This window comes from Chryseobacterium lathyri, assembly GCF_003290185.1.
GTDB lineage: Bacteria > Bacteroidota > Bacteroidia > Flavobacteriales > Weeksellaceae > Chryseobacterium > Chryseobacterium lathyri.
This window is the reverse complement of sequence record NZ_QNFY01000009.1, coordinates 232,450-254,284: the sequence shown is the minus strand read 5'-3', so window position 1 is coordinate 254,284 and position 21,835 is coordinate 232,450. Positions and strand designations below refer to the sequence as shown.

Annotated in this window: 21 protein-coding genes; 16 read left to right on the top strand and 5 right to left on the bottom strand. The window is 36.3% G+C overall.

Annotated features, from left to right (window positions below):
• The first annotated feature begins 21 nt into the window (after positions 1-21).
• The 12 genes from DRF61_RS14845 to DRF61_RS14790 all read left to right on the top strand — a co-directional run bounded on the left by DRF61_RS14845 (position 22) and on the right by DRF61_RS14790 (position 13,529).
• A complete protein-coding gene (locus DRF61_RS14845; RefSeq protein ID WP_111958388.1) occupies positions 22-1,314 on the top strand; it encodes a nucleotide sugar dehydrogenase in 1,293 nt (430 codons plus the stop codon).
• A gap of 130 nt (positions 1,315-1,444) precedes the next feature.
• On the top strand, positions 1,445-2,818 hold the full coding sequence (locus tag DRF61_RS14840) for an O-antigen polymerase (protein WP_111958386.1): 1,374 nt from the start codon (positions 1,445-1,447) through the stop codon (positions 2,816-2,818).
• Entirely contained in the window at positions 2,815-3,915 is a 1,101-nt protein-coding gene (locus DRF61_RS14835) for a glycoside hydrolase family protein (protein ID WP_111958384.1), read from the top strand. The genes DRF61_RS14840 and DRF61_RS14835 overlap by 4 nt, the downstream gene beginning before the upstream one ends.
• On the top strand, positions 3,915-5,153 hold the full coding sequence (locus DRF61_RS14830) for an oligosaccharide flippase family protein (RefSeq protein ID WP_111958382.1): 1,239 nt from the start codon (positions 3,915-3,917) through the stop codon (positions 5,151-5,153). Before DRF61_RS14835 ends, DRF61_RS14830 begins: the two co-directional genes overlap by 1 nt.
• A complete protein-coding gene (locus DRF61_RS14825; protein ID WP_111958380.1) occupies positions 5,150-6,175 on the top strand; it encodes an ATP-grasp domain-containing protein in 1,026 nt (341 codons plus the stop codon). The genes DRF61_RS14830 and DRF61_RS14825 overlap by 4 nt, the downstream gene beginning before the upstream one ends.
• A 369-nt stretch (positions 6,176-6,544) precedes the next feature.
• Positions 6,545-7,711, top strand: coding sequence for a glycosyltransferase (locus DRF61_RS14820; protein ID WP_111958378.1), 1,167 nt, complete (start codon positions 6,545-6,547; stop codon positions 7,709-7,711).
• Positions 7,708-8,619: a glycosyltransferase family 2 protein gene (locus tag DRF61_RS14815; RefSeq protein ID WP_111958376.1), complete on the top strand. Its 912-nt coding sequence runs from the start codon at positions 7,708-7,710 to the stop codon at positions 8,617-8,619. The genes DRF61_RS14820 and DRF61_RS14815 overlap by 4 nt, the downstream gene beginning before the upstream one ends.
• 1 nt (position 8,620) lies before the next feature.
• Positions 8,621-9,946, top strand: a complete 1,326-nt coding sequence (locus tag DRF61_RS14810; RefSeq protein WP_111958374.1) for a polysaccharide pyruvyl transferase family protein — start codon at positions 8,621-8,623, stop codon at positions 9,944-9,946.
• A gap of 1 nt (position 9,947) precedes the next feature.
• Positions 9,948-11,117, top strand: coding sequence for a glycosyltransferase family 4 protein (locus DRF61_RS14805; RefSeq protein WP_111958372.1), 1,170 nt, complete (start codon positions 9,948-9,950; stop codon positions 11,115-11,117).
• Entirely contained in the window at positions 11,110-11,715 is a 606-nt protein-coding gene (locus DRF61_RS14800; protein WP_111958370.1) for a sugar transferase, read from the top strand. The genes DRF61_RS14805 and DRF61_RS14800 overlap by 8 nt, the downstream gene beginning before the upstream one ends.
• Positions 11,716-11,738: 23 nt before the next feature.
• Positions 11,739-12,341 carry an acetyltransferase gene (locus DRF61_RS14795; protein WP_111958368.1) on the top strand — a complete coding sequence of 201 codons (603 nt, stop codon included), beginning with the start codon at positions 11,739-11,741 and terminating at the stop codon, positions 12,339-12,341.
• A gap of 21 nt (positions 12,342-12,362) precedes the next feature.
• Entirely contained in the window at positions 12,363-13,529 is a 1,167-nt protein-coding gene (locus tag DRF61_RS14790; protein ID WP_111958366.1) for a DegT/DnrJ/EryC1/StrS family aminotransferase, read from the top strand.
• A gap of 141 nt (positions 13,530-13,670) precedes the next feature.
• Here DRF61_RS14790 and DRF61_RS14785 read toward each other — a convergent pair whose 3' ends face one another.
• Positions 13,671-14,081: a VOC family protein gene (locus DRF61_RS14785; protein ID WP_111958364.1), complete on the bottom strand. Its 411-nt coding sequence runs from the start codon at positions 14,079-14,081 to the stop codon at positions 13,671-13,673.
• Between the two features lie 507 nt (positions 14,082-14,588).
• On the opposite strand from DRF61_RS14785, the gene DRF61_RS14780 reads away from it, so the two are divergent.
• A complete protein-coding gene (locus DRF61_RS14780) occupies positions 14,589-15,218 on the top strand; it encodes a TetR/AcrR family transcriptional regulator (protein ID WP_111958362.1) in 630 nt (209 codons plus the stop codon).
• Between the two features lie 232 nt (positions 15,219-15,450).
• Complete coding sequence (locus tag DRF61_RS14775) at positions 15,451-15,957, top strand: RidA family protein (RefSeq protein ID WP_111958360.1); 507 nt, start codon at positions 15,451-15,453, stop codon at positions 15,955-15,957.
• 66 nt (positions 15,958-16,023) lie between these two features.
• Here DRF61_RS14775 and DRF61_RS14770 read toward each other — a convergent pair whose 3' ends face one another.
• The 3 genes from DRF61_RS14770 to DRF61_RS14760 all read right to left on the bottom strand — a co-directional run bounded on the left by DRF61_RS14770 (position 16,024) and on the right by DRF61_RS14760 (position 18,856).
• The gene (locus DRF61_RS14770; RefSeq protein ID WP_111958412.1) at positions 16,024-17,229 is read right to left on the bottom strand and encodes an MFS transporter; all 1,206 of its coding nucleotides are present in this window, start codon (positions 17,227-17,229) and stop codon (positions 16,024-16,026) included.
• A gap of 93 nt (positions 17,230-17,322) precedes the next feature.
• Positions 17,323-18,237: a helix-turn-helix domain-containing protein gene (locus tag DRF61_RS14765; protein WP_111958358.1), complete on the bottom strand. Its 915-nt coding sequence runs from the start codon at positions 18,235-18,237 to the stop codon at positions 17,323-17,325.
• Positions 18,238-18,346: 109 nt separating this feature from the next.
• The gene (locus DRF61_RS14760) at positions 18,347-18,856 is read right to left on the bottom strand and encodes a hypothetical protein (RefSeq protein WP_111958356.1); all 510 of its coding nucleotides are present in this window, start codon (positions 18,854-18,856) and stop codon (positions 18,347-18,349) included.
• Positions 18,857-19,234: 378 nt separating this feature from the next.
• On the opposite strand from DRF61_RS14760, the gene DRF61_RS14755 reads away from it, so the two are divergent.
• Complete coding sequence (locus DRF61_RS14755; protein WP_040994607.1) at positions 19,235-19,411, top strand: histone H1; 177 nt, start codon at positions 19,235-19,237, stop codon at positions 19,409-19,411.
• Positions 19,412-19,585: 174 nt separating this feature from the next.
• Positions 19,586-21,157: a M28 family peptidase gene (locus DRF61_RS14750; protein ID WP_111958354.1), complete on the top strand. Its 1,572-nt coding sequence runs from the start codon at positions 19,586-19,588 to the stop codon at positions 21,155-21,157.
• Between the two features lie 78 nt (positions 21,158-21,235).
• Here the strand turns inward: DRF61_RS14750 and DRF61_RS14745 are convergent, their stop codons facing one another.
• Positions 21,236-21,826 carry an RDD family protein gene (locus DRF61_RS14745; protein ID WP_146897020.1) on the bottom strand — a complete coding sequence of 197 codons (591 nt, stop codon included), beginning with the start codon at positions 21,824-21,826 and terminating at the stop codon, positions 21,236-21,238.
• Positions 21,827-21,835 lie beyond the last annotated feature (9 nt).

Below are 21,835 nucleotides of genomic sequence, written 5' to 3'. Positions count from 1 at the left end.
ACAAGTTTAAATCGAGTCTTTGTGGAAAAACAATATAAAATTGCCGTTATCGGATTAGGATACGTAGGTCTGCCTTTAGCACGATTATTTGCAACCAAGTATCCGGTTGTAGGTTTTGATATCAATCAGAAAAGGATTGAGGAATTGAATACCGGTGTAGACAATACTTTAGAAGTGGAAAACGAAGTATTGAAAGCTATATTAAAACAGGAAAGCCCTTTTCACCATTCCAATGAAAATGGATTGTACTGCTCTGCTGATATCAACGATATCCAGGATGCAAACATCTATATTATTACGGTTCCAACGCCGGTTGATAAGCATAACCGCCCCGATCTTACGCCGTTATATAAATCATCGGAAACGGTGGCTAAAGTATTGTCAAAAGGAGATATTGTAATTTATGAATCTACTGTATATCCGGGTGCTACCGAGGAAGAATGTATCCCTGTTCTGGAAAAAGTTTCAGGATTGAAGTTTAATCAGGACTTCTTTGCAGGATATTCTCCGGAGCGGATTAATCCTGGAGATAAAGAACATACCGTGGAGAAGATTCTGAAAGTGACTTCAGGTTCTACACCGGAAATTGGAAAAACAGTAGACGCTTTATATAAATCTGTGATTATTGCCGGAACTCATTTAGCTCCGACTATTAAGATTGCAGAAGCTGCCAAAGTAATTGAAAACTCACAGAGAGATATCAATATCGCTTTTGTCAATGAGTTGGCAAAAATTTTCAACCTTTTAGAAATAGATACCCATGCAGTGCTTGAGGCTGCAGGCACCAAGTGGAACTTTTTACCGTTCAAACCGGGATTGGTAGGCGGACACTGTATTGGTGTAGATCCTTATTATCTTGCTCAGAAGGCTCAGGAGAACGGTTATCACCCGGAAATTATCCTGGCAGGACGCCGTCTTAACGATTCTATGGGACAGTATGTGGCTTCCCAGCTCGTGAAAACGATGATTAAAAAGAAGATTACGATTAATGGTGCCAAGGTCTTAAACTTAGGAATTACCTTTAAAGAGAACTGTCCGGATGTACGTAATACCAAAGCGGTAGATGTGATCCATGGGCTGGAAGATTATGCTTTGCACGTTACTACTTTTGACCCGTGGGCTAAGCCTGAAGAAGTAAAACATGAGTACGACCTGGATGTGATCAATGAGATTCCGGATGAAAAATTTGATGCAATTATTCTTACTGTTGCACACAAGGAATTTATGGATATCAACCTTAATCACTATCTGAAGGAAGAAGGGATCATTTATGATGTAAAAGGAATCCTGGAGAAATGTGATTCCAGGCTGTAATAAAAATTAAAGCTGAGAGAAAAGGTAGAAGTTACTTTTTCTCTCGGCCTTTCCGGATTCATTCCGGATTTGAGATGTTTGTACCGTATTATACTATTTATTTTAACTAGAAGTAAGCAGCCTATTGAGCATGGAGGGAAATAAATCATATAAATTAGTTTTATTCACTTTAAGTTTTCTGTTTTTCTCTATAGGTTTTTTTATCTATGGGAAAATCGGCAATACTTCTTATCAGGATGTTTACTTTTTACCGATAGGTTTAGGTTTCTTTACCTTATTTATTTCCAACATATTTGTAAAGCTTAAGTCGTATTTTATCTTTTGGATCATAACGATTCAGCAGATCATGCGTTATATTGTTATTCCTCTTCTTTTTATAGGAGGCGACAAATTAAGATTTGGCAGCACTACAGTTAACGAAGCTTATGCTGTTTCTATGATGCTTATTGAGCTGTTATTCATCTTAATAGCTTATTTTATCTGTACTTATTCGAAAGAAACAAAACTAAAAACCGGTAAATTGAATTTCTTACCGTTAAATACCATTACTACCGGCTTATTTCTTTTATTCGTACTGATTATTGCAACCAACAGGAGCTTTTTACATAAATTAAGTTTCGTATGGGACGTTGCCGCCTATTTAAAGCTTAAAGTTTCCGGAGATTTGGAAAATATTTCTCCTTTAGTAAGTATTATGTTCCCTGTGATGAGGGCATATATTGCTCTATTTATCTTTTCAGTAATCAATTCATTTAATCTGAAGCAGGGCACAAAACTGATGCTTTCGATACTGGTTGTATTAATCAATGCCACCATTATTGTAGGGATCAGCCGTTTCAGTATTGTATATGCTTCTTTTCCTTTAATACTCTTATTGATTTATTTTTATCCGGCTTACAGAAAAAAAGTAGTTACCTATACCACTGTTTTCTTTGGGCTTATATTAATGGTGGCTTCACTGGCTAAGTTTTCCGGGAATACGAAAAAAGCTGATGTAGGTGGGTTTTTCACCCTCCATGAACTGAATGCGTATTTTGGGGGAGTGGCCAACTATGCTATAGGATACGATTCCTATGAGAAGAACATGGTAAATCCATTTGACAAGTATTATTATTTTATTTCTGACATTACCCAGAATATCCCTGTATTGTCCAAGTTTTCCAATGACAATTATAAGACCAACATTAAATTCAATAATCAGATCTATGGGGCCGGCCGCTCCAGGGATCAGATTGTGCCTGTCTCTGTAGCAGGACTCTATCATTTTTCAAAGTATTTTTTCTACATCTATATATTTGTTTTAACCGTCTTAGCCTTTAAATTTGAGACAAAAGCTTACACAACAAATTCCCCGGTTTTATTTTTTTTATATATCATTTTAGCTTTTGGCTGTTCAACATCCATGATGATTAATATTGGTTCCCTTTCCGCTACGTTATTTATCAACCTAGTTGTGTTTATACCATTCTTTACAATGATTAACAAATTAAATCTAGCAAAATGAAAAAGCTGATATTCTTATTTTCCGTATTCATATTTTTTTGGGGAAGCTCTCAGGAATATGTTAAAGACCGTTTTTCTGGGTATGCAACAGTTAAAAGCGAATATTTCAAGAATGCAAAAGATCTTACCGTTTATCTGCCAAAAGGGTATTCTAAAAACGGAGATACAGATTATACCACATATATTCAGAAGGGGCTAACTGAGAATTCCACTCTTATGATGCCTGATTTTCCTGTTTTGATTAACGAAAATGGACTGGCATTGAAATCAGGTCAGAAAATTCTTTTTCAGAAGAATTCAAAGCTCATCATGAAACCTAATGCTAAGGACCGCAACGGAATGCTTAATTTGTTCAATATTCAGAATGTGGATATATATTACGCCAATATCACAGGAGACAAACATAAGCATTTGTCGACCACCGGAGAATGGGGAATGGGAATCTATATACTGTCATCCAGTAACATCAATATCATCGGTTCTTATATTGAAAGCAGCTGGGGAGATGGAATTTGCATAGGCAGCAGAAATAATATCAATTCTTCAGATATCAATATTAAAAATACCATATTAAAAGATAACCGCAGAAACGGACTAACCATAGGAGGAGTCATTAATATGCTGGTGGAAAACGCTTACATTGCTAATACTTCCGGAACTAACCCTCAGGCAGGAATCGACATCGAGCCGGACAGTAATTCCTACGAGGTAAAAAATGTTAAGCTCAATAACATCGAAACCGAAAATAACGGGAATTACGGAATCATCATTTCTCCCGGAAATATGGTAGGTAAAAAGCAGAAGGCAATTTCAGTGGCAATAAACAATTTTAAGGATAACGGATCTAAAATTGGTCTTGCAATGGCGATGACCAGAGATAAGCCCAATGCAGGCTTTCCTGAGTTAAACGGAAATATTAGTGTCAGTAATTTTTCTTCACAAAATAATTCAACAGCAAAATTCAGGTCATTTAAAGGGGCTCCGCATCAGGTCAGTGTGAATATGGATTTTGGCAAACTCGGTACAACGGTTTCTAAAAGCAAAAGCAGCTATGATCAGAAATTAAAAAATAACGACGAAACGATTACTTTAAAATAATGATCAACAGACTAAAAAAGATTTTTAACACCAAAGACAAAAAAGCACTGTTGGAAAACTTTGTTTCATTATCTGCATTGCAGTTAATAGGAATGCTGTTGCCATTGGTTACCCTGCCTTATATTTTAAGAGTAATAGGATTTGAAAAATATGGAGTAGTAGTCTTTTCAGCATCACTCATTGCTTATTTTACTGCCCTTACTGATTTTAGTTTCAGGATTACAGCGACCCGTGATGTGGCTATTTACAGAGACAGTCCCAAAAAACTGAATATTATCTACAGTAAGGTATTAACGATTAAAACTCTTTTCTTGTTGCTTTCCTGGCTTATTATTGCAATAGCAGTATATCTGTATCCGCCATTTTACGAAAACAAAGAAATTTACTTTTACACAAGCTTACTCTTACTGGGATATGTCTTATTTCCAGAATGGTTTTTTCAGGGTATTGAAAAAATGCGATATATCACTTATCTGAATTTAGGAATTAAGCTTTTCTTTACCTTATGTGTCTTTATTCTGATTAAGAAAGAAAGTGACTTCTGGATTTACCCTTTATTGCAAAGCGCCGGATATATAGGAGCTGGTTTGGTAGGGCAGTATTTATTGGTGAAAAAATATAAGCTGAAATTTATTTTTCTGCCTTATAAACTGATTGTTAAAACCATAAAGACCAATTCACCGATATTCATCAACCAGTTTGTTCCTAACCTGTATAACAATACCAGTACTTTCCTGTTGGGAATTTTGGGAACACCACAGTTAGTGGGGATTTATCAGGCTATTTTAACGATAGTAAATTTGATTGTCACCTTAATAGAAATCCTTTCCCGTGTATTTTTCCCTTTTTTAAACCGCAAAAAAGATGCATTCCAATGGTATAAAAATATGATGCTGGTCACTATAAGTGTCATGATAATTGGAGTTTTGGCTTTTAATAAATTAATCTTCTGGTATTTAAATATCAACTATGACAATGCCTTCTGGATATTATTAGTGTTGGCAATTGGGCTGTTCGGATATACGCTGTATAACATTTTCGGACTCAATTATTTTATTGTGCACCGTCAGGATAAGCTGGTCATGAAAAATACGCTGTTTGCATCCCTTTTGGGTTTTATTTTAGCATACCCTCTGATTCATTATTACTCCGTATTGGGTGCGGCTATTAATCTGTCTTTAGCAAGATGTGTAATGGGTGGAGGATTATTTTATAAATTTTTTACAACAAAGAAATGAAGGTAGCAGTACATCACCGTAAAGGAAGTTTTTCGGATCGCTGGATCGAATACTTACAAGAAAAAAATATACCTTATGTTATATTGAATGCTTTTGATAATGATATTATAACGCAGATAAAAGAACATAAGGCAACCCATTTCATGTGGCATTTCAACCAGAATTATTTTGAAGATATGCTGCATGCAAAAACCCTGTTCAGAGCCATTAGCCAGATCGGGATAAAAACATTTCCCAATGAAGATTCATTTTGGCATTTTGATGATAAAGTAGCTCAGAAATATCTTCTGGAAGCATTGGATGCACCTTTGGTGAAAGCAGATGTTTTCTATCATAAAAAAGAAGCGGAAGAATATATAGAAAATACGTCATTTCCAAAAGTTTTCAAACTAAAAGGAGGTGCTGGGTCAATTAATGTAAAACTCGTAAGAACAAAAAATCAGGCCAAAAAAATTATAAATCAGGCATTTGGGCGTGGCTTTGATGCCTTTGATTCATGGACGGTTTTTACAGATACCATCGAAAGATTCTGGAGACAGAAAACTACTCATAATTTTCTTAGAGTTTTGAAATGGGGTTTTAAAGGCATTTTTGTAGACAAGCAGTACAAAGTTTTTCCAAAACAGAGAAATTATGTCTATTTCCAGGAGTTTATTCCTGGTCTTTCCTATGATATCCGGCTTATTGTTATCGGCAATAAATGCTATTATCTCAAAAGAAATACAAGAGATAACGACTTTAGGGCTTCCGGTAGTGGAATGCTGGAGTTTGATCCGGGAAAATTTAATTTTGAAGCAGTAGATATTGCTTTTAAGGCTGCCAGGCAGTTAAATATGGTATGTGTTGCTTATGATTTTATATTCGACTCTAAGGACCAGCCCTTGATTGTGGAGATCAGTTACGGGTTCCAGCCTTATGTTTATGACCGGTGCTTAGGGTTTTATGATACAGCCTTAAACTGGAATAAAGCAAAGGTTAATTTGGAATACGAAATCATTCATAATTTTTTAAATGGCTTTTAATGTATTTCGTTTTTGTTCAATGACTTATCATTTTATTAAAAGTTAATAAAATATAAACTTTGATTCAAATATTTGTGACATATTATTTTTTTGTATATTTGTTTTATGTAGTGAAAAATTCATTAATAATGTAATTATTGTAACAAATAATTCACATAAATGTATTATTTTAAAGATAAATTTACTACAACACTATTATTATCTGAACACACAGATCTGAAAAAAAATCATTTTTATTATTGAGAATAATGACAATATTTTGAGCTTATGGCTTTTAAAATACTGTAGTTGTTTTGTTCAAGTTAAAACTCAGCTAAAAAACTAATAACCCGAATTTTATCTAACCATATAGTGAAAGTGATATAAAAAATGAACATAATTTTCCTTGAAGCCGTTCAAATTCATGGTGGTGCCCGTAAGAGCACGATTGAATTGGCGAAACGACTAAATGAAGAGGGGCATAATTCGGTTATCGTAGATTTCTGGGGCAGTTGCAATGAATTTACTGAAGATGTAAAAGCCAATAAAATCCCAATAAAGATTTTAAAGAAAAACGATAGCCCTATAGCCATTTTCAGTACCAGAAATCCTTTTAAGGTAGGTATAAATATCACTTTGTTTTTATTAGACTGGATCAGACTGAAAAAAGAATTCAAAAAATTTCAGAACACCTTTAAGCCGGATGTGGTTATTGTAAATAATATTAAAACCAATTCGATCTTAAAGAAAGGAAGAAATTATAAGATCGCTTATTTTGCACGGGGCTGGTTTGCGTACAACTCTATAGGCTTCCTGAAAAAGCTGATGTTTAAGTACAATTCCGATTATTTTATCGGAGTTTCTCAGGCTACAAGACAGGCTATTTATACAGGAGGTTTGGCCCCTTTGGAAAAAATTTTTGTAGTGCCGAATGCTATTGATTTAACAAAAGTTGAGCAATACAAAAAGGAAAGAACAGAACGGAAGGATAATGACCCTATGGTGATTTTGCATTGTGGCGGTTTTTTACCGGCAAAAGGGCAGGATTTATCAATTTCTTTAGCAAGGAGATTAAAAGATAATGATATTAATTTTAAAATAATCTTAATGGGAGCCGTATATGACACACCTGTTTCAGAGAATTTTTTAAATAAAATCCGCCATGAGATCAGTCAATATAAACTTGATGATCATGTAGAGATTCTGCTCAATCAAAAAGATCCGTACAGTGTTTTCAAGAACAGCGATATTTTAATACATCCGTCCGATACAGAAGGGTTACCTCGTGTAATTATGGAAGCTATGGCGTTTGAAATACCTGTTATTGCTAATCCGGTGGGAGGGGTTACAGATTATATCCTGCACAATTTTACTGGATATATTGCCACTCATAATAATGTAGATGACTATTATGAGTATATCTATAAACTTTATAACGACAATGAGCTGTACAAGTTTATTGCCGGCAACGGAAAATCATTGATCATCCATAACTATGGTAAAAGAAACCAGGTAGAAGAGTTTGATAAAATCTTTAAAAAATTGGGTAAATCATGAAGTCAATAACTGTTTTTACGCCAACATTTAATAGAGAGAAAACGCTGATCAGGCTTTATGATTCTTTGTGCAGTCAAAGTAGCCCGGATTTCAAGTGGATCATTGTAGATGATGGTTCCAGCGACAATACTTCCAGCCAGGTTGAAAAATGGATAGAAGAAAACAGGATCGAAATACAGTATTATTATCAAAAGAATAAAGGGAAGCTGGCAGCTCAGATATTAGCCCTTGACTATATAGATACTGAGTTATTTACCTGTATAGATTCTGATGATTACTTGCCTGCTGACGGTATTGAAAAAATATTGAAATTCTGGAAAGCCAATAAAAAAAGCAATTCTGCAGGAATTATTGGTTTAGATGCCTATGAAGACGGTTCCGTAGCAGGAGAAAATTTACCGGATAGAAAAGAATCTACTTATTCTGAATTAGTAGATCATTATAAAATTAAAGGAGACAAGAAATATATTTTTGATACTGAGATTTATAAAAAGTATTTGCCTTACCCTTATTTTGAAAATGAAATTTTCCATGAGGTCAGCTGGATATTCACACTGATTGATCAGGATTATAAATTTCTTCTTTCAAATGAAATCTACTGTATTATAGAATACCAGCAGGACGGATTATCCAATGGACTATACAAAAGATATAAAGAAAGCCCCAAATCATTTATTGAATACAGAAAAGTGAAAATGAAGTATGGGATAAACAAAAAAATAGTGCTAAAGAACTCAGTACACTATATATCTTCGTGTCTTTTTGCCAAAAAATGGAATTTTTTTAAAGGTTCCCCCAATAAGCTATATACCCTTATCGCAATTCCTTTTGGAATAGCACTGAATGTATACATCAACCATAAAGTAAAGCAAAACACACACAGGATTAAACAAGGAAAATTGATTTAGAATGAATAATGCTATAATAGTACCAGGAGTAACAGATTTAAATAAGGGAGACCAGGCATTGGTTTGGGAAAGCTGGAGGCTGGCCAAAGATACAGGGCTGTATGACGAAGTATATATACTGGATGCCGGTGAAAATGACGAAGAAAGAGCATTGTTGTGTAAACAGTCCGAAGAACATGGCTTTAAATTATTAGATAATATTTTAAAACACCCCCGAAGAGGGCAGCATAAATCGGGAGAACATATTAAAGAATCAAAATTTGAACTTTTAAAGCAAATTAGAAATGCAGGGCTGGACTTTAAAAATACCAGACATTTAATTAAAATATGTAATGACCTTGAGAAAGTAAAGAAATCCTTTGATCATAAAACTTATCAAACCGTTAAGCAGTTTCATGAGGCAAAAACCATTTTTGTGAAAGGTGGAGGTTTCATTCATGCTTACGGTGAAAAAACCGCACCATATTTAATGTGGTATTTCTTATTTTATGTCAGATTGGCTAAGGCACTAGGGAAAAAAGTTGTTTTTTTACCCAATTCATATGGTCCGTTCATAGGATTAACGGTTAAGCAGCAGGTACGTACAGTATTCAATCAGCTGGATTTGGTGTATGCCCGTGAGAATGTTTCTTCAAAAAGCCTGGGCCAGTTATTGGAAAAAAATATTCCGGTAGAAATGGATCTTGGGTTCTTCTTAGAAAAAGGAAGCCAGGAAGAAGCTCTGAAAATATTACAGAAATATAATTTAACACCGGAGGATAAGATTGTGGGAGTTACGATCCGTCCCTGGCGTTTTCCAGGCTTGTCAAATCCGGAAGAACTGTACAAAAAATACATCGACTCAGTTGCAGACCTTATAAAGCACCTTTTGAGTAAAGGGTATAAGGTCGCTTTATGTAACCAGTCATTAGGGCCTAATTCCCACGAAGACGACCGTAATGCCATAAAAGATCTGCTTAAGAAAGTTCAGGATCCTAATATCATCTGGATCAACGAAAATTTATCATGTGATATATTGAAAGCGGTTTATTCCAACTTTTATTTCTTCATAGGGACACGTTTTCATTCCATCATATTTTCATTGACATCTCTGGTTCCTTCCATTGCTATCGGATATGGAGGTAACAAAGCTCTGGGTATAATGGGAGATTTTAATTTGGATGATTATGTGGTTCAGATTCAGGATGTAGAGTCGGATTGGCTGATTAACAAATTTGATAAAGCTATTTCAGAATATGATGATATAAAATCACAGCTGGAACAATCCATGAGTCTGGTGACAGAAAGCAGGAACAGATTAATAAAAGATATTCAATCCTTATACTAATATGAAAATAATTCGGACATCAACAATACCATTGTCTTTGAATGTTTTATTAAAAGGGCAATTGAAGTTCTTAAGCGAGTTTTATGATATTGTGGGGGTATCTTCCGAAGGTCAGCTGCTTGACGAAGTAGAACAAAGAGAAGGTATAAAAACGATTGAAGTAAATATGGAAAGAGGAATCAGTCCTTTAAAAGACCTCACCTCTCTCTATAAATTATATAAAATTTTAAAAAGAGAAAAACCGGTCATTGTACATTCCATAACTCCTAAAGCAGGACTTTTAACTATGCTGTCAGGAAAAATGGCAGGAGTACCGATCCGTATACACACCTTTACCGGGCTTATTTTCCCGACGAGAAAAGGGATGGTGCAGAAACTCCTTATCAGTATGGATAAGCTATTATGCTCAGCGGCCACCCATATTTATCCTGAAGGGGAAGGAGTGAGAAAAGACTTAATTGATTACAAAATCACTTCAAAGTCTTTAAAAGTTATAGGAAATGGTAATGTGAACGGTATTGATCTGGAACATTTTTCCCCCGGACAGATTACCGAAGCACAGAAAGATCTTTTAAAAAAAGAATTGAATATAGAAGATGCACATTTTGTGTTTGTCTTTGTAGGACGTTTGGTAGGGGATAAAGGAATTAACGAATTGGTCAAAGCCTTTTCTCACATAAACAAGAAAGAAAATTCACAGCGCCAGTCCAAATTATTGCTGGTTGGCCCACTGGAACAGGAGCTGGATCCTCTGCATCCGGATACATTAAGAGAAATTGAAAATAACCCGGATATCATATCGGTAGGTTTTCAGAAAGATGTACGTCCTTATTTTGCTATTTCCGATGCATTGGCCTTTCCAAGCTACCGGGAAGGGTTTCCAAATGTAGTGATGCAGGCGGGAGCAATGGGATTGCCAAGCATTGTTTCTGATATCAACGGATGCAACGAAATTATTATAGAAGACCAAAATGGAGCAATAGTTCCGGTCAAAAACAGTGAAAAGCTTAGTGAAGCAATGAGAAAAATGAAATTGGACACAGATTATTATCAGAAATTAAAAATGAATGCCCGGCCGATGATCGAATCTCGTTATGAGCAGTCTGTTATCTGGAACGCTTTATTGAGTGAATACAAAAAACTAATTAAAGAAAAAGATTACCGTGTATAAGTTTTTTTTAAAACGGGTTATAGATTTTCTGATTGCGTTAATAGGGCTGATCTTGTTGTCACCTGTTTTCATTATTGTCACGGTCTTGCTGTATTTCGCAAATCAGGGCAAACCATTCTTTTTGCAGGCACGGCCTGGGTTAAATGAGAAGATATTTAATATCATCAAGTTTAAGACAATGAATGATAAAAAAGACGGACAAGGTAATTACCTGCCCGATTCGGAACGCTTAACAAGGGTTGGAAGTTTTATACGTCAGACTTCCCTGGATGAGCTTCCACAGTTAATTAATGTATTGAAAGGAGACATGGCGATTATAGGTCCCAGACCTCTGTTGCCGCATTACCTTTCTTTATATAATGAATCTCAAAAACGAAGACACAATATACGCCCTGGCATTACAGGCTGGGCGCAGGTAAATGGGAGAAATGCCATTTCCTGGACGATGAAATTTGAATTAGATATTTGGTACATAGAGAATGTATCATTTGCAACAGATTGCAAAGTGATGTTCCTTACTTTAAAAAAAGTAATAAAAAAAGAAGGCATAAACCAGGCTGATCAGGCCACGGTAGAGGCTTTTACAGGAAATAATTAATTTAAATTAAATGTAGACAGAATATGTATTTATACGGAGCAAGTGGTCATGGCAAAGTAGTGGCCGAAATCGCCGAAGAATGCGGTTATAATATTGAAGCCTATATCGACGAAAATCCGTCGAAGGAGAGAGTGTTGAATTATACTGTTATTCACGAAGCTCCGCCCTATGATATAGAAGTGCTTATTTCTATAGGAAACAACAGGTTACGGAAAAGAGTAGTTAATCGGGGTGAGCATTTCAATTATGTTACCCTCCTTCATCCCAAAGCAATACTATCTAAAAGATTAAAAATCGAAGAAGGAACTATCGTTATGCCTGGTGTGACTATAAATGCAGCAGTAAGGATAGGGAAACACTGTATTATCAATACCAATGCTTCTATTGATCACGATTGTGTCATCGAAGATTTTGTCCATATATCTCCAAATGTCGCACTGGCAGGAAACATATATGTAGGGGAAGGAACTCATATTGGAATCGGAGCCAGCGTGATACAGGGAATAGAAATTGGCAAATGGTGCACTATTGGTGCCGGAGCTGTCATTATTAGCGATGTACCGGATGGCGCTACAGTAGTAGGCAATCCGGGTAAAGTAATAAAAAGTAGAAGTTTAAATATTTAGTAAAATTTAGAATAGTAAAATATGAAATCAAAAGTATGGTTGTCCTCTCCCCATTTGGGTGGAAACGAATTAAAATACATTAAAGAAGCATTCGCCGCAAATTGGGTAGCACCCTTAGGGCCGAATGTTGATGGTTTTGAACAAGATTTGGAGTTATTCTTAAATGAAGATGTAAAAGTAGCTGCACTTTCTGCAGGAACTGCTGCTTTACACCTGGCATTAATTGAGTGTGATGTCACTCATGGAGACGAGGTTATCTGTCAATCTATGACATTTTCTGCCTCTGCTAATCCTATTGTCTATCTGGGAGCTGTTCCCGTATTCATAGATTCCGAAAAAGATACCTGGAATATGTGTCCGGTCGCTTTAAAAGAAGCTATAGAAGACAGAATTTCAAAAGGCAAAAAGCCCAAAGCAATTATTGTCGTTCACCTTTACGGAATGCCGGCAAAAATGGATGAAATTTTATCCATTGCTGCAGAGTATGACATTCCTTTAATTGAAGATGCCGCTGAATCATTAGGCTCCAGATATAAAGGAAAAGCCTGCGGAACTTTTGGCCGTTTCGGTATCCTGTCATTCAACGGAAACAAAATTATTACGACTTCCGGAGGAGGCGCATTGGTATGCCATTCCCAGGAAGACAAAGATAAAGCGGTATTCCTTTCTACACAGGCAAGGGATAATGCCCCACATTATCAGCATTCTCAAATTGGATATAATTATAGAATGAGTAATATCAGTGCGGGAATCGGAAGAGGACAAATGGAAGTGCTGGATGAGAGGGTAGAAGGCCGTAGAAGAATGCATAGCTTTTATTCAGAACTCTGTGAAAATATAGAAGGAGTAAAAATATTTTCAGAACCTGATTCAGATTTTTACAGCAATCACTGGTTATCCGTTATTACAGTTGAGGGTGCAAAAACAAAAACATCAAAAAACCACGAAGATTTACGACTGGCATTTCTGAAGGATGACATCGAGTCCCGTCCAATCTGGAAACCGATGCATCTGCAGCCTATATTTAAAGATGCACCTTATTACGGAGGAAAAGTTGCAGAGAATCTGTTCGGAAATAGCTTATGCTTGCCTTCAGGATCTAATCTTTCGGAAGATGAAAGAGCCAGAATTGCAAAAGTAATGCTGGATGTGCTTTCAAATAAGAAAGAATATTCGGTAATGCGGTAATCCAGGTCTGTGTTTTGGAGGCTGACAGATAAAAATTAACACCAAATTATTTATATAAAGTATACTTTCCATTAAGTTGGTATCTCCGGCAGGCCTAGTATAATTAAAAAGTGATCATTTTTAAATGATCACTTTTTATTTTTATCCTTTAGCTGTAAATTTTTTTATTGACTCCTTTGTTAAAGGGGTAAAGAAATTCACCAGATTGCCATCAGGATCTCTGAACAATAATGATTTGTTCCCCCACGGCATCGTGGTTGGTTCCTGTATAATAGAAGAAGATAGAAAATTTTGTAAGCGTTCAAATTCTTTCTCTACATCATCAACTAAAAATTCTATGATTGCAGAACGGTTTTCAGCAGCTTGTATCAAACCTTCTCCACCAAAAAACTGCAGTGTTCGCACGCTTCCGATAGCAATGGTTGCTGTTGCTGTTTTCAGTTCAGCAAAATCGGGCGTATACTGTATGGCCTGTATTCCTGTTATTTGTTCATAAAATGGCACTAAATTTTCAATATTAGCCGTGATAATACGTATTGATACTAAATTCATTGTTGAAGATTTTTAATTAGGCTACAAAAATAGAATGGAGCTGTGACAAGTAGGTGTCAGTAGGTATTTATTGGTTTACAATTTTTTAATTTATTCAGTTTAATTGTAACTGTCAGATTAAATGTTGACTACTTTTTAAAATCAAAAACAGCATCATTAGAAGTTAAATGATGCTGTCCACATTTAGTGTTTTTACCTTAGTTGTTTAGATTCGAAATCATAATTTTTAATGCCCCAGTAACGGTCTTCATCATTTCACCCTCATTGTTTTTGATGCATTCCTAAACTGAGGAAATAAACTGACTCATTTTGCGATAGGATCATCTGAAAGCTGTTTTGCCTTAAAATATACCATGGTGCGCTATGAATTTTTTTTAGTTGTTTCAACCTAAATTGTGTTAAATATATATAGAATGGTTTAGTTTGTGCAAATATACAAAACAAGACACTATTCAGTGTCTAAAATAATTAAAATTTTCTTAAACTTGTATAATCTAATGTTTAGCTATGGAAAGAAAATCAGCAGCAGGCAGTGTCCGGAACAAGGAACGAAGTAAAAAGAAATTTTTGGATGCCGTTGGAAAGATATTGAAAACGAAAGGATATGCGGCATTAAAGATAAATGATATCGCAATTACAGCCGGAGTAGATAAAAAAATGATCTACACCTATTTTGGCGGTATGGATGGTTTGATGGATGAATATATCCGGTCCCAAGATTATTGGAGTAATGTAACCACCGATACAATGATGCCCGATCCAAAAGACGGAGGAAAAGCATTTACTGAGGCAATGTTACTGCAGCAATTTGATTATGTGCGCAGCAACAAGGAGCTGCAGAAACTTTTATTGTGGCGCTTGTCTGAATCCCGGAAATCCCTGACAAAGCTGACCAATATGCAGGAAGAAAACGGGGAAACTCTTTTTAAGTTAGTTATCGATCCTCATTTCGGAGAACGCTCGCAGGATTTCCGTGCAATAGCGGCCATTTTAGTTTCAGGGCTTTATTACCTGAATATGTATGCATCCGTAAATGGCAGTGTGTTTTGCGGTATAGATCTCAATACTGATGACGGCCGTGATAAAATCAAAAAAGCGGTATCTTTTTTAATAGATCAGACTTATGAGAATCTGTAATATTTAGTTAAGATAAGAAAATCAATTGCATTTGTGCTTTTTACTTTAAACTGCTCTTCTTATTTATGAAGCGTACCCAATATATATGCCAGATCATGTATTGCCGTTATTCCCCCAAAAAAACTGGTAAATATACCGTCTATAAAAGCTAAAAACGTCAACATATGTTTATTTTTCTGAAAATATTGAAATCTATATTTGCTTCAATATTTCAGAACAAATAATAGATATCATGAAAAGTTTAGTATTGAATTTATCCACTCTCTGTGTAGGATTTTTGGCTTTCTCACAAAATACAAATCACCATAAACCGAAAAAAGCAACTAATTTGGCTGCTGTCGTCCACAAAAATCCGAAAGGTCTTTTTGATCCGGCGCCATTTGCTTTTTCTCATGCTACAACGAATGAAGTTGAGGGGAAATATGTATTTATATCCGGACAAAGCGGAGGAGAAGGCTTGGAACATCATCTTTCTAAAGATTTTAGGACTCAGGTCAAGTTTTCTCTGAAAAACTTGGAAACCGTACTTGCCGATTATCAGTTAGGAGTTAATGACGTTCTTAAAATTACGGTTTTAATTGTTGATCATGATCAGGAGAAACTTAAAATATGGACAGAGGAAATGCAGAAAATATGGAAAAATAAAAAGTTCCCGGCAAGTACTTTAATTCCGGTTCCCAGACTGGCACTGGATGATATGATGATAGAAGTAGATGCCGTTGCTTTTATTAAAAAATAAAAATGCATATAGATCTGGGAATAAGCCATTTTTATAATATTTCATTGGAAAAATAAAAAGCAGAGATTAATTCTCTGCTTGTTCTTTTTTGACGGCTTGGTGCATGACCAGGATAATTCCCAAAAGTATAATGGCAATCGCCAGATAACGCCAGGCAAGACCATCCTGTTCTGTGACAGTTCCACTGACCGAAATAATAAAACTTGTAATAGAAGTAATCACGTACACTAGTCCGCCCATCAGTCCACCTGCTGTTCCCGCATTCTTAGGAAAATAAAGCATACTGGTTGTAAAAAATGACGTAAACAAAATTCCGGAACAGATATGAATAAAAAATGCAAAAGGAACCATAATGAAAAGGCTTTCCGCATAGAAGCTGGTCGCAATTAGTCCGGTAATCAGAATCAGCTGTAAAATGATAGGCTGTAAAATCCTTTCCTTAAAATCAAGTTTAAGTCTCCGTTTTCCTATAAAACCGCCAATCATCCATGAAAATCCTAAAATCAGGGTACAGTACCCGATAACCACCGGAGTAAAATGGAAGGTATTTTCAATAATAAAAGGACCCGTAATATTGAAAAGCATTACAATAGAATAGCTTAGTCCTAAAATGAAAATTCCCAGCATAAAGATCCTGTTTTTTAGCATCATTTTATACAGGCTGATGTTTTCGGAAAGATTAAGTTTCTTTTTCTCCGGTAAGCTTTCACCACTGAAAAACCATTCAAATAAAAACAGCATTCCCGCATAGAAAGCCAGGAAATGAAAATTGGCGTGCCAGTTAAACAGTTTTTCCAGATAACCGCCCAGGAAAGGAGCCAGAATAGGCCCGCACGACCAGACGATCGTGAAATAGCTTAGATAATGCTTTACTTTTTCAGAATCATAGAGATCTACAAAAATAGCCCGGGTAGCAACAACCAGTACGGAAACGGCTGCCCCTTGCAAAATACGGAGCAGACAGATCAGCAGAATACTGTCGGTCATTGTGATCAGGATACTGCTGATGATCAATAGGAATAATGCGACCAGTTTAGGACGGTAGCGCCCGATACTGTCCAGGATTCCCCCTACAAAAAGCTGTGAGATCCCGTAGCTCAGCAGGTAAGACGTTAAAGTGATCTGGATATCCTTTTCAGAGACCTGCATCTCCTTTGCCATCGATGGGAATGATGGTAAATAAATATCAGTGACAAACCCGGAAAGCGGGATCGACACAAAAGCCATAATGGTTATTAATCTGATTCTTTTTTCAGATGCTTCTTTCAACAACATATTCATTCGTTATTTTACTATGCAAAAATAAGCCGGGAATACAGAAATTCAATTTTAAAAGACAAAGTAAAAATTACAAAAATCAAAGATTTAAAATGCATTTTTAAATTTTAAGGGTGAAACCTCTGCATGTTTTTTAAAGAAATTATTGAAATGGGAAGGTTGTTCAAATCCCAGGGTATATCCTATTTCAGCAATATCCCAGTTGGTGTATTTTAACAGGTTTTTGGACTCTTCAAATACCCTATCTTTAATAATTTGAGTCGTGGTAAGCTGAGTGACAGATTTTACCGATGAATTCAAATGATTAACGTGTACATTAAGCTGATCTGCAAAGTCAGAAGCGGTTTTCAGAGCCAGCGGATATGCCGGGGAATCCAATGGGAACTGCTTATTAAGAAGCTCATCAAATAGGCGGTATAAACGGATATTAGCCGGAAGCTCACTGGGATTGATATCATCTACACGGTTCTCCAAAGCGAGGTGCATCACAGAGGCAAGGTGGCTTTTAATGCTGCTGCACCGGAAAGGATATGCTGAATTATTCAGCTTATACATCTGCTCAAAATAAAGGGTAGCCAGCTGGGTCTGTTCATCCGTTAAAAAAACAATTGGCTTGCTCCATTCTTTAAACAAAGAAGTCTTCTTAAACAGATTGAATTCAGTATTTCCACTGAAAAATTCCTGATTGAACAGGCAAAAATACCCTTCCTGAAGATCGCCGTCGCATTCCCATGAATACGGAATATTAGGCGAAGGAAAAAAGAGGGCAGGGCGGTCAATATACAATTCATGAGATCCATATTGGAATGTGCCCTTTCCCAGAATAAAGCTTATCTTATAATAATCACGGCGGTTATACGGACTTTTAAAGCTGCAATACCTCCGCATAGAAACATTGAAATGCGACTTTCCTGTTTCAAAATCATCAGAATCAAACATTTTTACCTGATTCTTTCGGATGCGTCTGTAATAATCTTCAATAGTTTCCAGCTGATCACTCATAATATAGAAATTATAAAAATCAAAGATACGAAAAGCAATATTAATTTAATGTTATTTTAAAGGAGTATGATCAAGTAAGATTGTTTTTAAATGGCACAAATCCGGGAAATTATTTGATGTCCAGTTTTAATAGATGCGACGGCAGTTGAAAAGGTCCGGCTGTAGCATCAGCAATAATGGTGAAACCTGCTTCTTTAAAAAACTCTAAAAGTGGGTCATGAATCATCATATTGAGCCATAATATATCGGTGAAACTGGCTGCAGACCTGCATTTTTTCCAGAGTGACTGTCTGGTTTCCGGTGAATCAAATTCCGAAAGGATCACAAAGCTGATCTCTGTAGCCTTTTTCCCTTCCGGCAGGGCAGGATGGCCGGAACCGCTTTTAAGAATGCTGTAACCGGCAGGCTGATCATCTGCATACGTTATAATAAGCTGGTTGGAAAGGTCATTCAGGTCATTGATCATTTTTCTGGGATCAATATTGCCGGCGATGTATTTTTTGATATCTTCTTCAGGAATAAGTTCTTTATGCAAGGTGTAAACCGAGGAATCGATAATGGTTATAAGATCAGAAATTCCTTCTTCAGAACCCACTGTAAATTTTGAAATTATATTCATGAATCTTTTTTATTCAAAATTAGAAGATTATTGCATTCAAAAGGGATACAATTCCTGTTAATTTATCAGGAACAGTTATTTTGGTTATATATTTTCGCAGTGCAACGTAACGAATATCTATTTTCCGGAATTCGAGAGAACCTAAAACTTTGGAATAAGAATAAATAGGCCAGATAAAAGGATGGAAAAATATTCAAATAATGGTCTAGAAGTCCTAATTCGCTTAATAAAAGCCGTTATTTTTTACTATAAATGCAAAGAAAATCAGATTGATAGAAGAAGAGCAGAAAAAAAATGCATTTTAAGCCAAACTTTTTTTGCCTGAGTTAGGCTGGAATTACCATAAAACCTATATTTGCACCCTAAATTTTAAAAATAATGAAAGAACTAATTGAAAAAATCAACGCTGAATTCGAAGCGTTCGCAACTGAGGCTAACCAACAAGCAGAAAAAGGAAACAAAGCTGCAGGTACAAGAGCTCGTAAATCAGCTTTAGAACTTAGCAAACTGTTCAAAGAATTCAGAAAAGTTTCTGTAGAAGAAGCTAAAAAATAATTCGTTCCCAAGCCGGCTCACTGAGCCGGTTTTTTTTTGCCTTAATTTAACCAATCAAATTTAGGCTTTGATCAAAATTGCCAGTTCGGAAAATTCGTAAGTTAATCCTTTTATTTCTGCACTTTTTTCTGTATTCAAGCAAATTCTGCTATCTTTAAGCATTCAATATAGGTTATGAAGATAAATAAATTTTTTGCTGTACCAGCGGTTATGCTGGTCGCCCAGTTCTCATGGGCTCAGGTGAAAGTAGATCCGAAAGAAAGGCTTGATCCTGTTGTGAAAAGCTTTGTAGATGAAATCAATAATGATTCCCAGCTGGAAAACATGGCTTATGAGCTTCTGGACGGTATAGGACCGCGTCTTGTAGGAACTCCTGAAATGCTGGCTGCCAATGAATGGTCTGCGGCTAAACTCCGTTCCTGGGGAATAGAATCCAGCCTTCAGCAATTCGGAACATGGAAAGGATGGCAGCGTGGTATTACCCACGTAGATATGGTGTATCCCCGTGTAAAATCATTGGCTGCAACACAGCTTGCGTGGAGCCCTGCAACCAAAAAAGCAGTAGAAGCTGAGGTGGTGGTGCTTCCAAAAGTTTCCTCCAAAGCGGAATTCGATGCATGGCTTCCTTCTGCAAAGGGAAAAATAGTGCTTATGGCACAGTATCAGAAGATCGGACGTTCAGATGAGCAGATCAAAGAATTTGCCACACCGGAACTGTATGAAAAACTGAAAGCAGAAAAAGAACAGGCCGGAAAAGACTTCCGTGATTATGTGAAAAACATTGGCTATGACAATAATACGCTTCCGGAAGCTCTGGAAAAAGCAGGGGCAGCAGGAATTGCTATTTCCAACTGGACAGGGATCATGGGAGCGAACAGGATTTTCGGAGCGAAAACGTCAAAAATCCCAATGATAGATATTGATGTGGAAGATTACGGAATGCTTTACAGAATGGCAGAAAAAGGGGCGAAACCTAAGATCAGGGTAGAAGCCCAGTCCAGGATTCTTCCTGAGGCGAAAAATTTTAATACGATCGGCGTCATCAAAGGAAAAGAAAAACCTGAGGAATATGTGATCCTTTCTGCCCACCTTGATTCCTGGGATGGGGCTCAGGGAGCAACTGATAATGGGACGGGTACACTTACCATGCTTGAGACCATGAGAATACTAAAAAAATATTACCCCAATAATAAAAGAACTATTATTGTTGGCCTTTGGGGAAGTGAAGAGCAGGGACTTAACGGTTCGAGAGGCTTTGTAGCAGACAACCCGCAGATTATAAAGGGAACACAGGCAGTATTCAATCAGGATAACGGAACCGGACGTGTAATTAATATCAGCGGGCAGGGATTTGTAGATTCTTACAGCTATATCGGGAAATGGTTAACCGGAGTTCCTAAAACCGTGAGAGATCATATTAAAACCGATTTCCCGGGAATGCCTGGCGGAGGCGGCTCTGACCATGCATCATTTGTAGCGGCAGGTGTACCGGGCTTTTCCTTAAGTTCTCTGAACTGGGGATATTTCGGCTACACATGGCACACGACGAAGGATACCTACGACAAGATCGTTTTTGATGAGGTTAAAAATAATGTGGTTTTAACGGCTGCATTGGCTTATATGGCATCGGAAGATCCTGAATTTACGAGCAGGGAAAAAAGAGTATTGCCTCAGGATGATAAAGGAGAAACGGTAAAATGGCCGGAAGTAAAGGAGCCAAGAAGGAATTCTAAAGATTTTAAGTAAAGATATCAGATATCAGATATCAGATATCAGATTACATTAATATGTGTCTTCGAGCTTAAAGATTAAAGGCTGTACAGATTATTGTGCAGCCTTTGTTTTTTCCTGATAAAGTAATTTTTTTATTTCTTCAATTTTACTTTTCTTAACAATATAAGTTTTACAGATTGTGTTATTCATATGCATGCTGAAATTCATCAGCGTAGTTTCCTTTTCCCATGTATGGGTTGTTGGAGGGATGTAGTCTGTAAATACCGGCCAAAGATTTGTAAGACACATAAAATTTCTTTTTAATGATAATATTAGACCAGGATAATTTCCAAAATCATCAAGCACCTTTATTTTAAATATGCTTTTACCGAAGGTAGTTCCCCAAAATACTTCACACAAAGCTCCCCCAATAATAACACAGGGAATTGAGTACAGGAAACTGATCACAGGTGTTTTCTTAAACAAAAACAGAAAAGTAAGAAAGAATGGCAATATATCGATAAGTTTTGCAAATAGTCTTTCACTTTCGTTGTCTTTATAGGTGGGGTCATAAGGAAAATCATATTCAAAAGATTTGTAAATTCTATAACCCATTTGATCAAATTGACGGGTTGCCCTGCGAATAATTCTTTTATCCTTAAGCTCAGATATTTTAATGATTTTTATTTGTTTCTTGTCCAAAGTTTATAA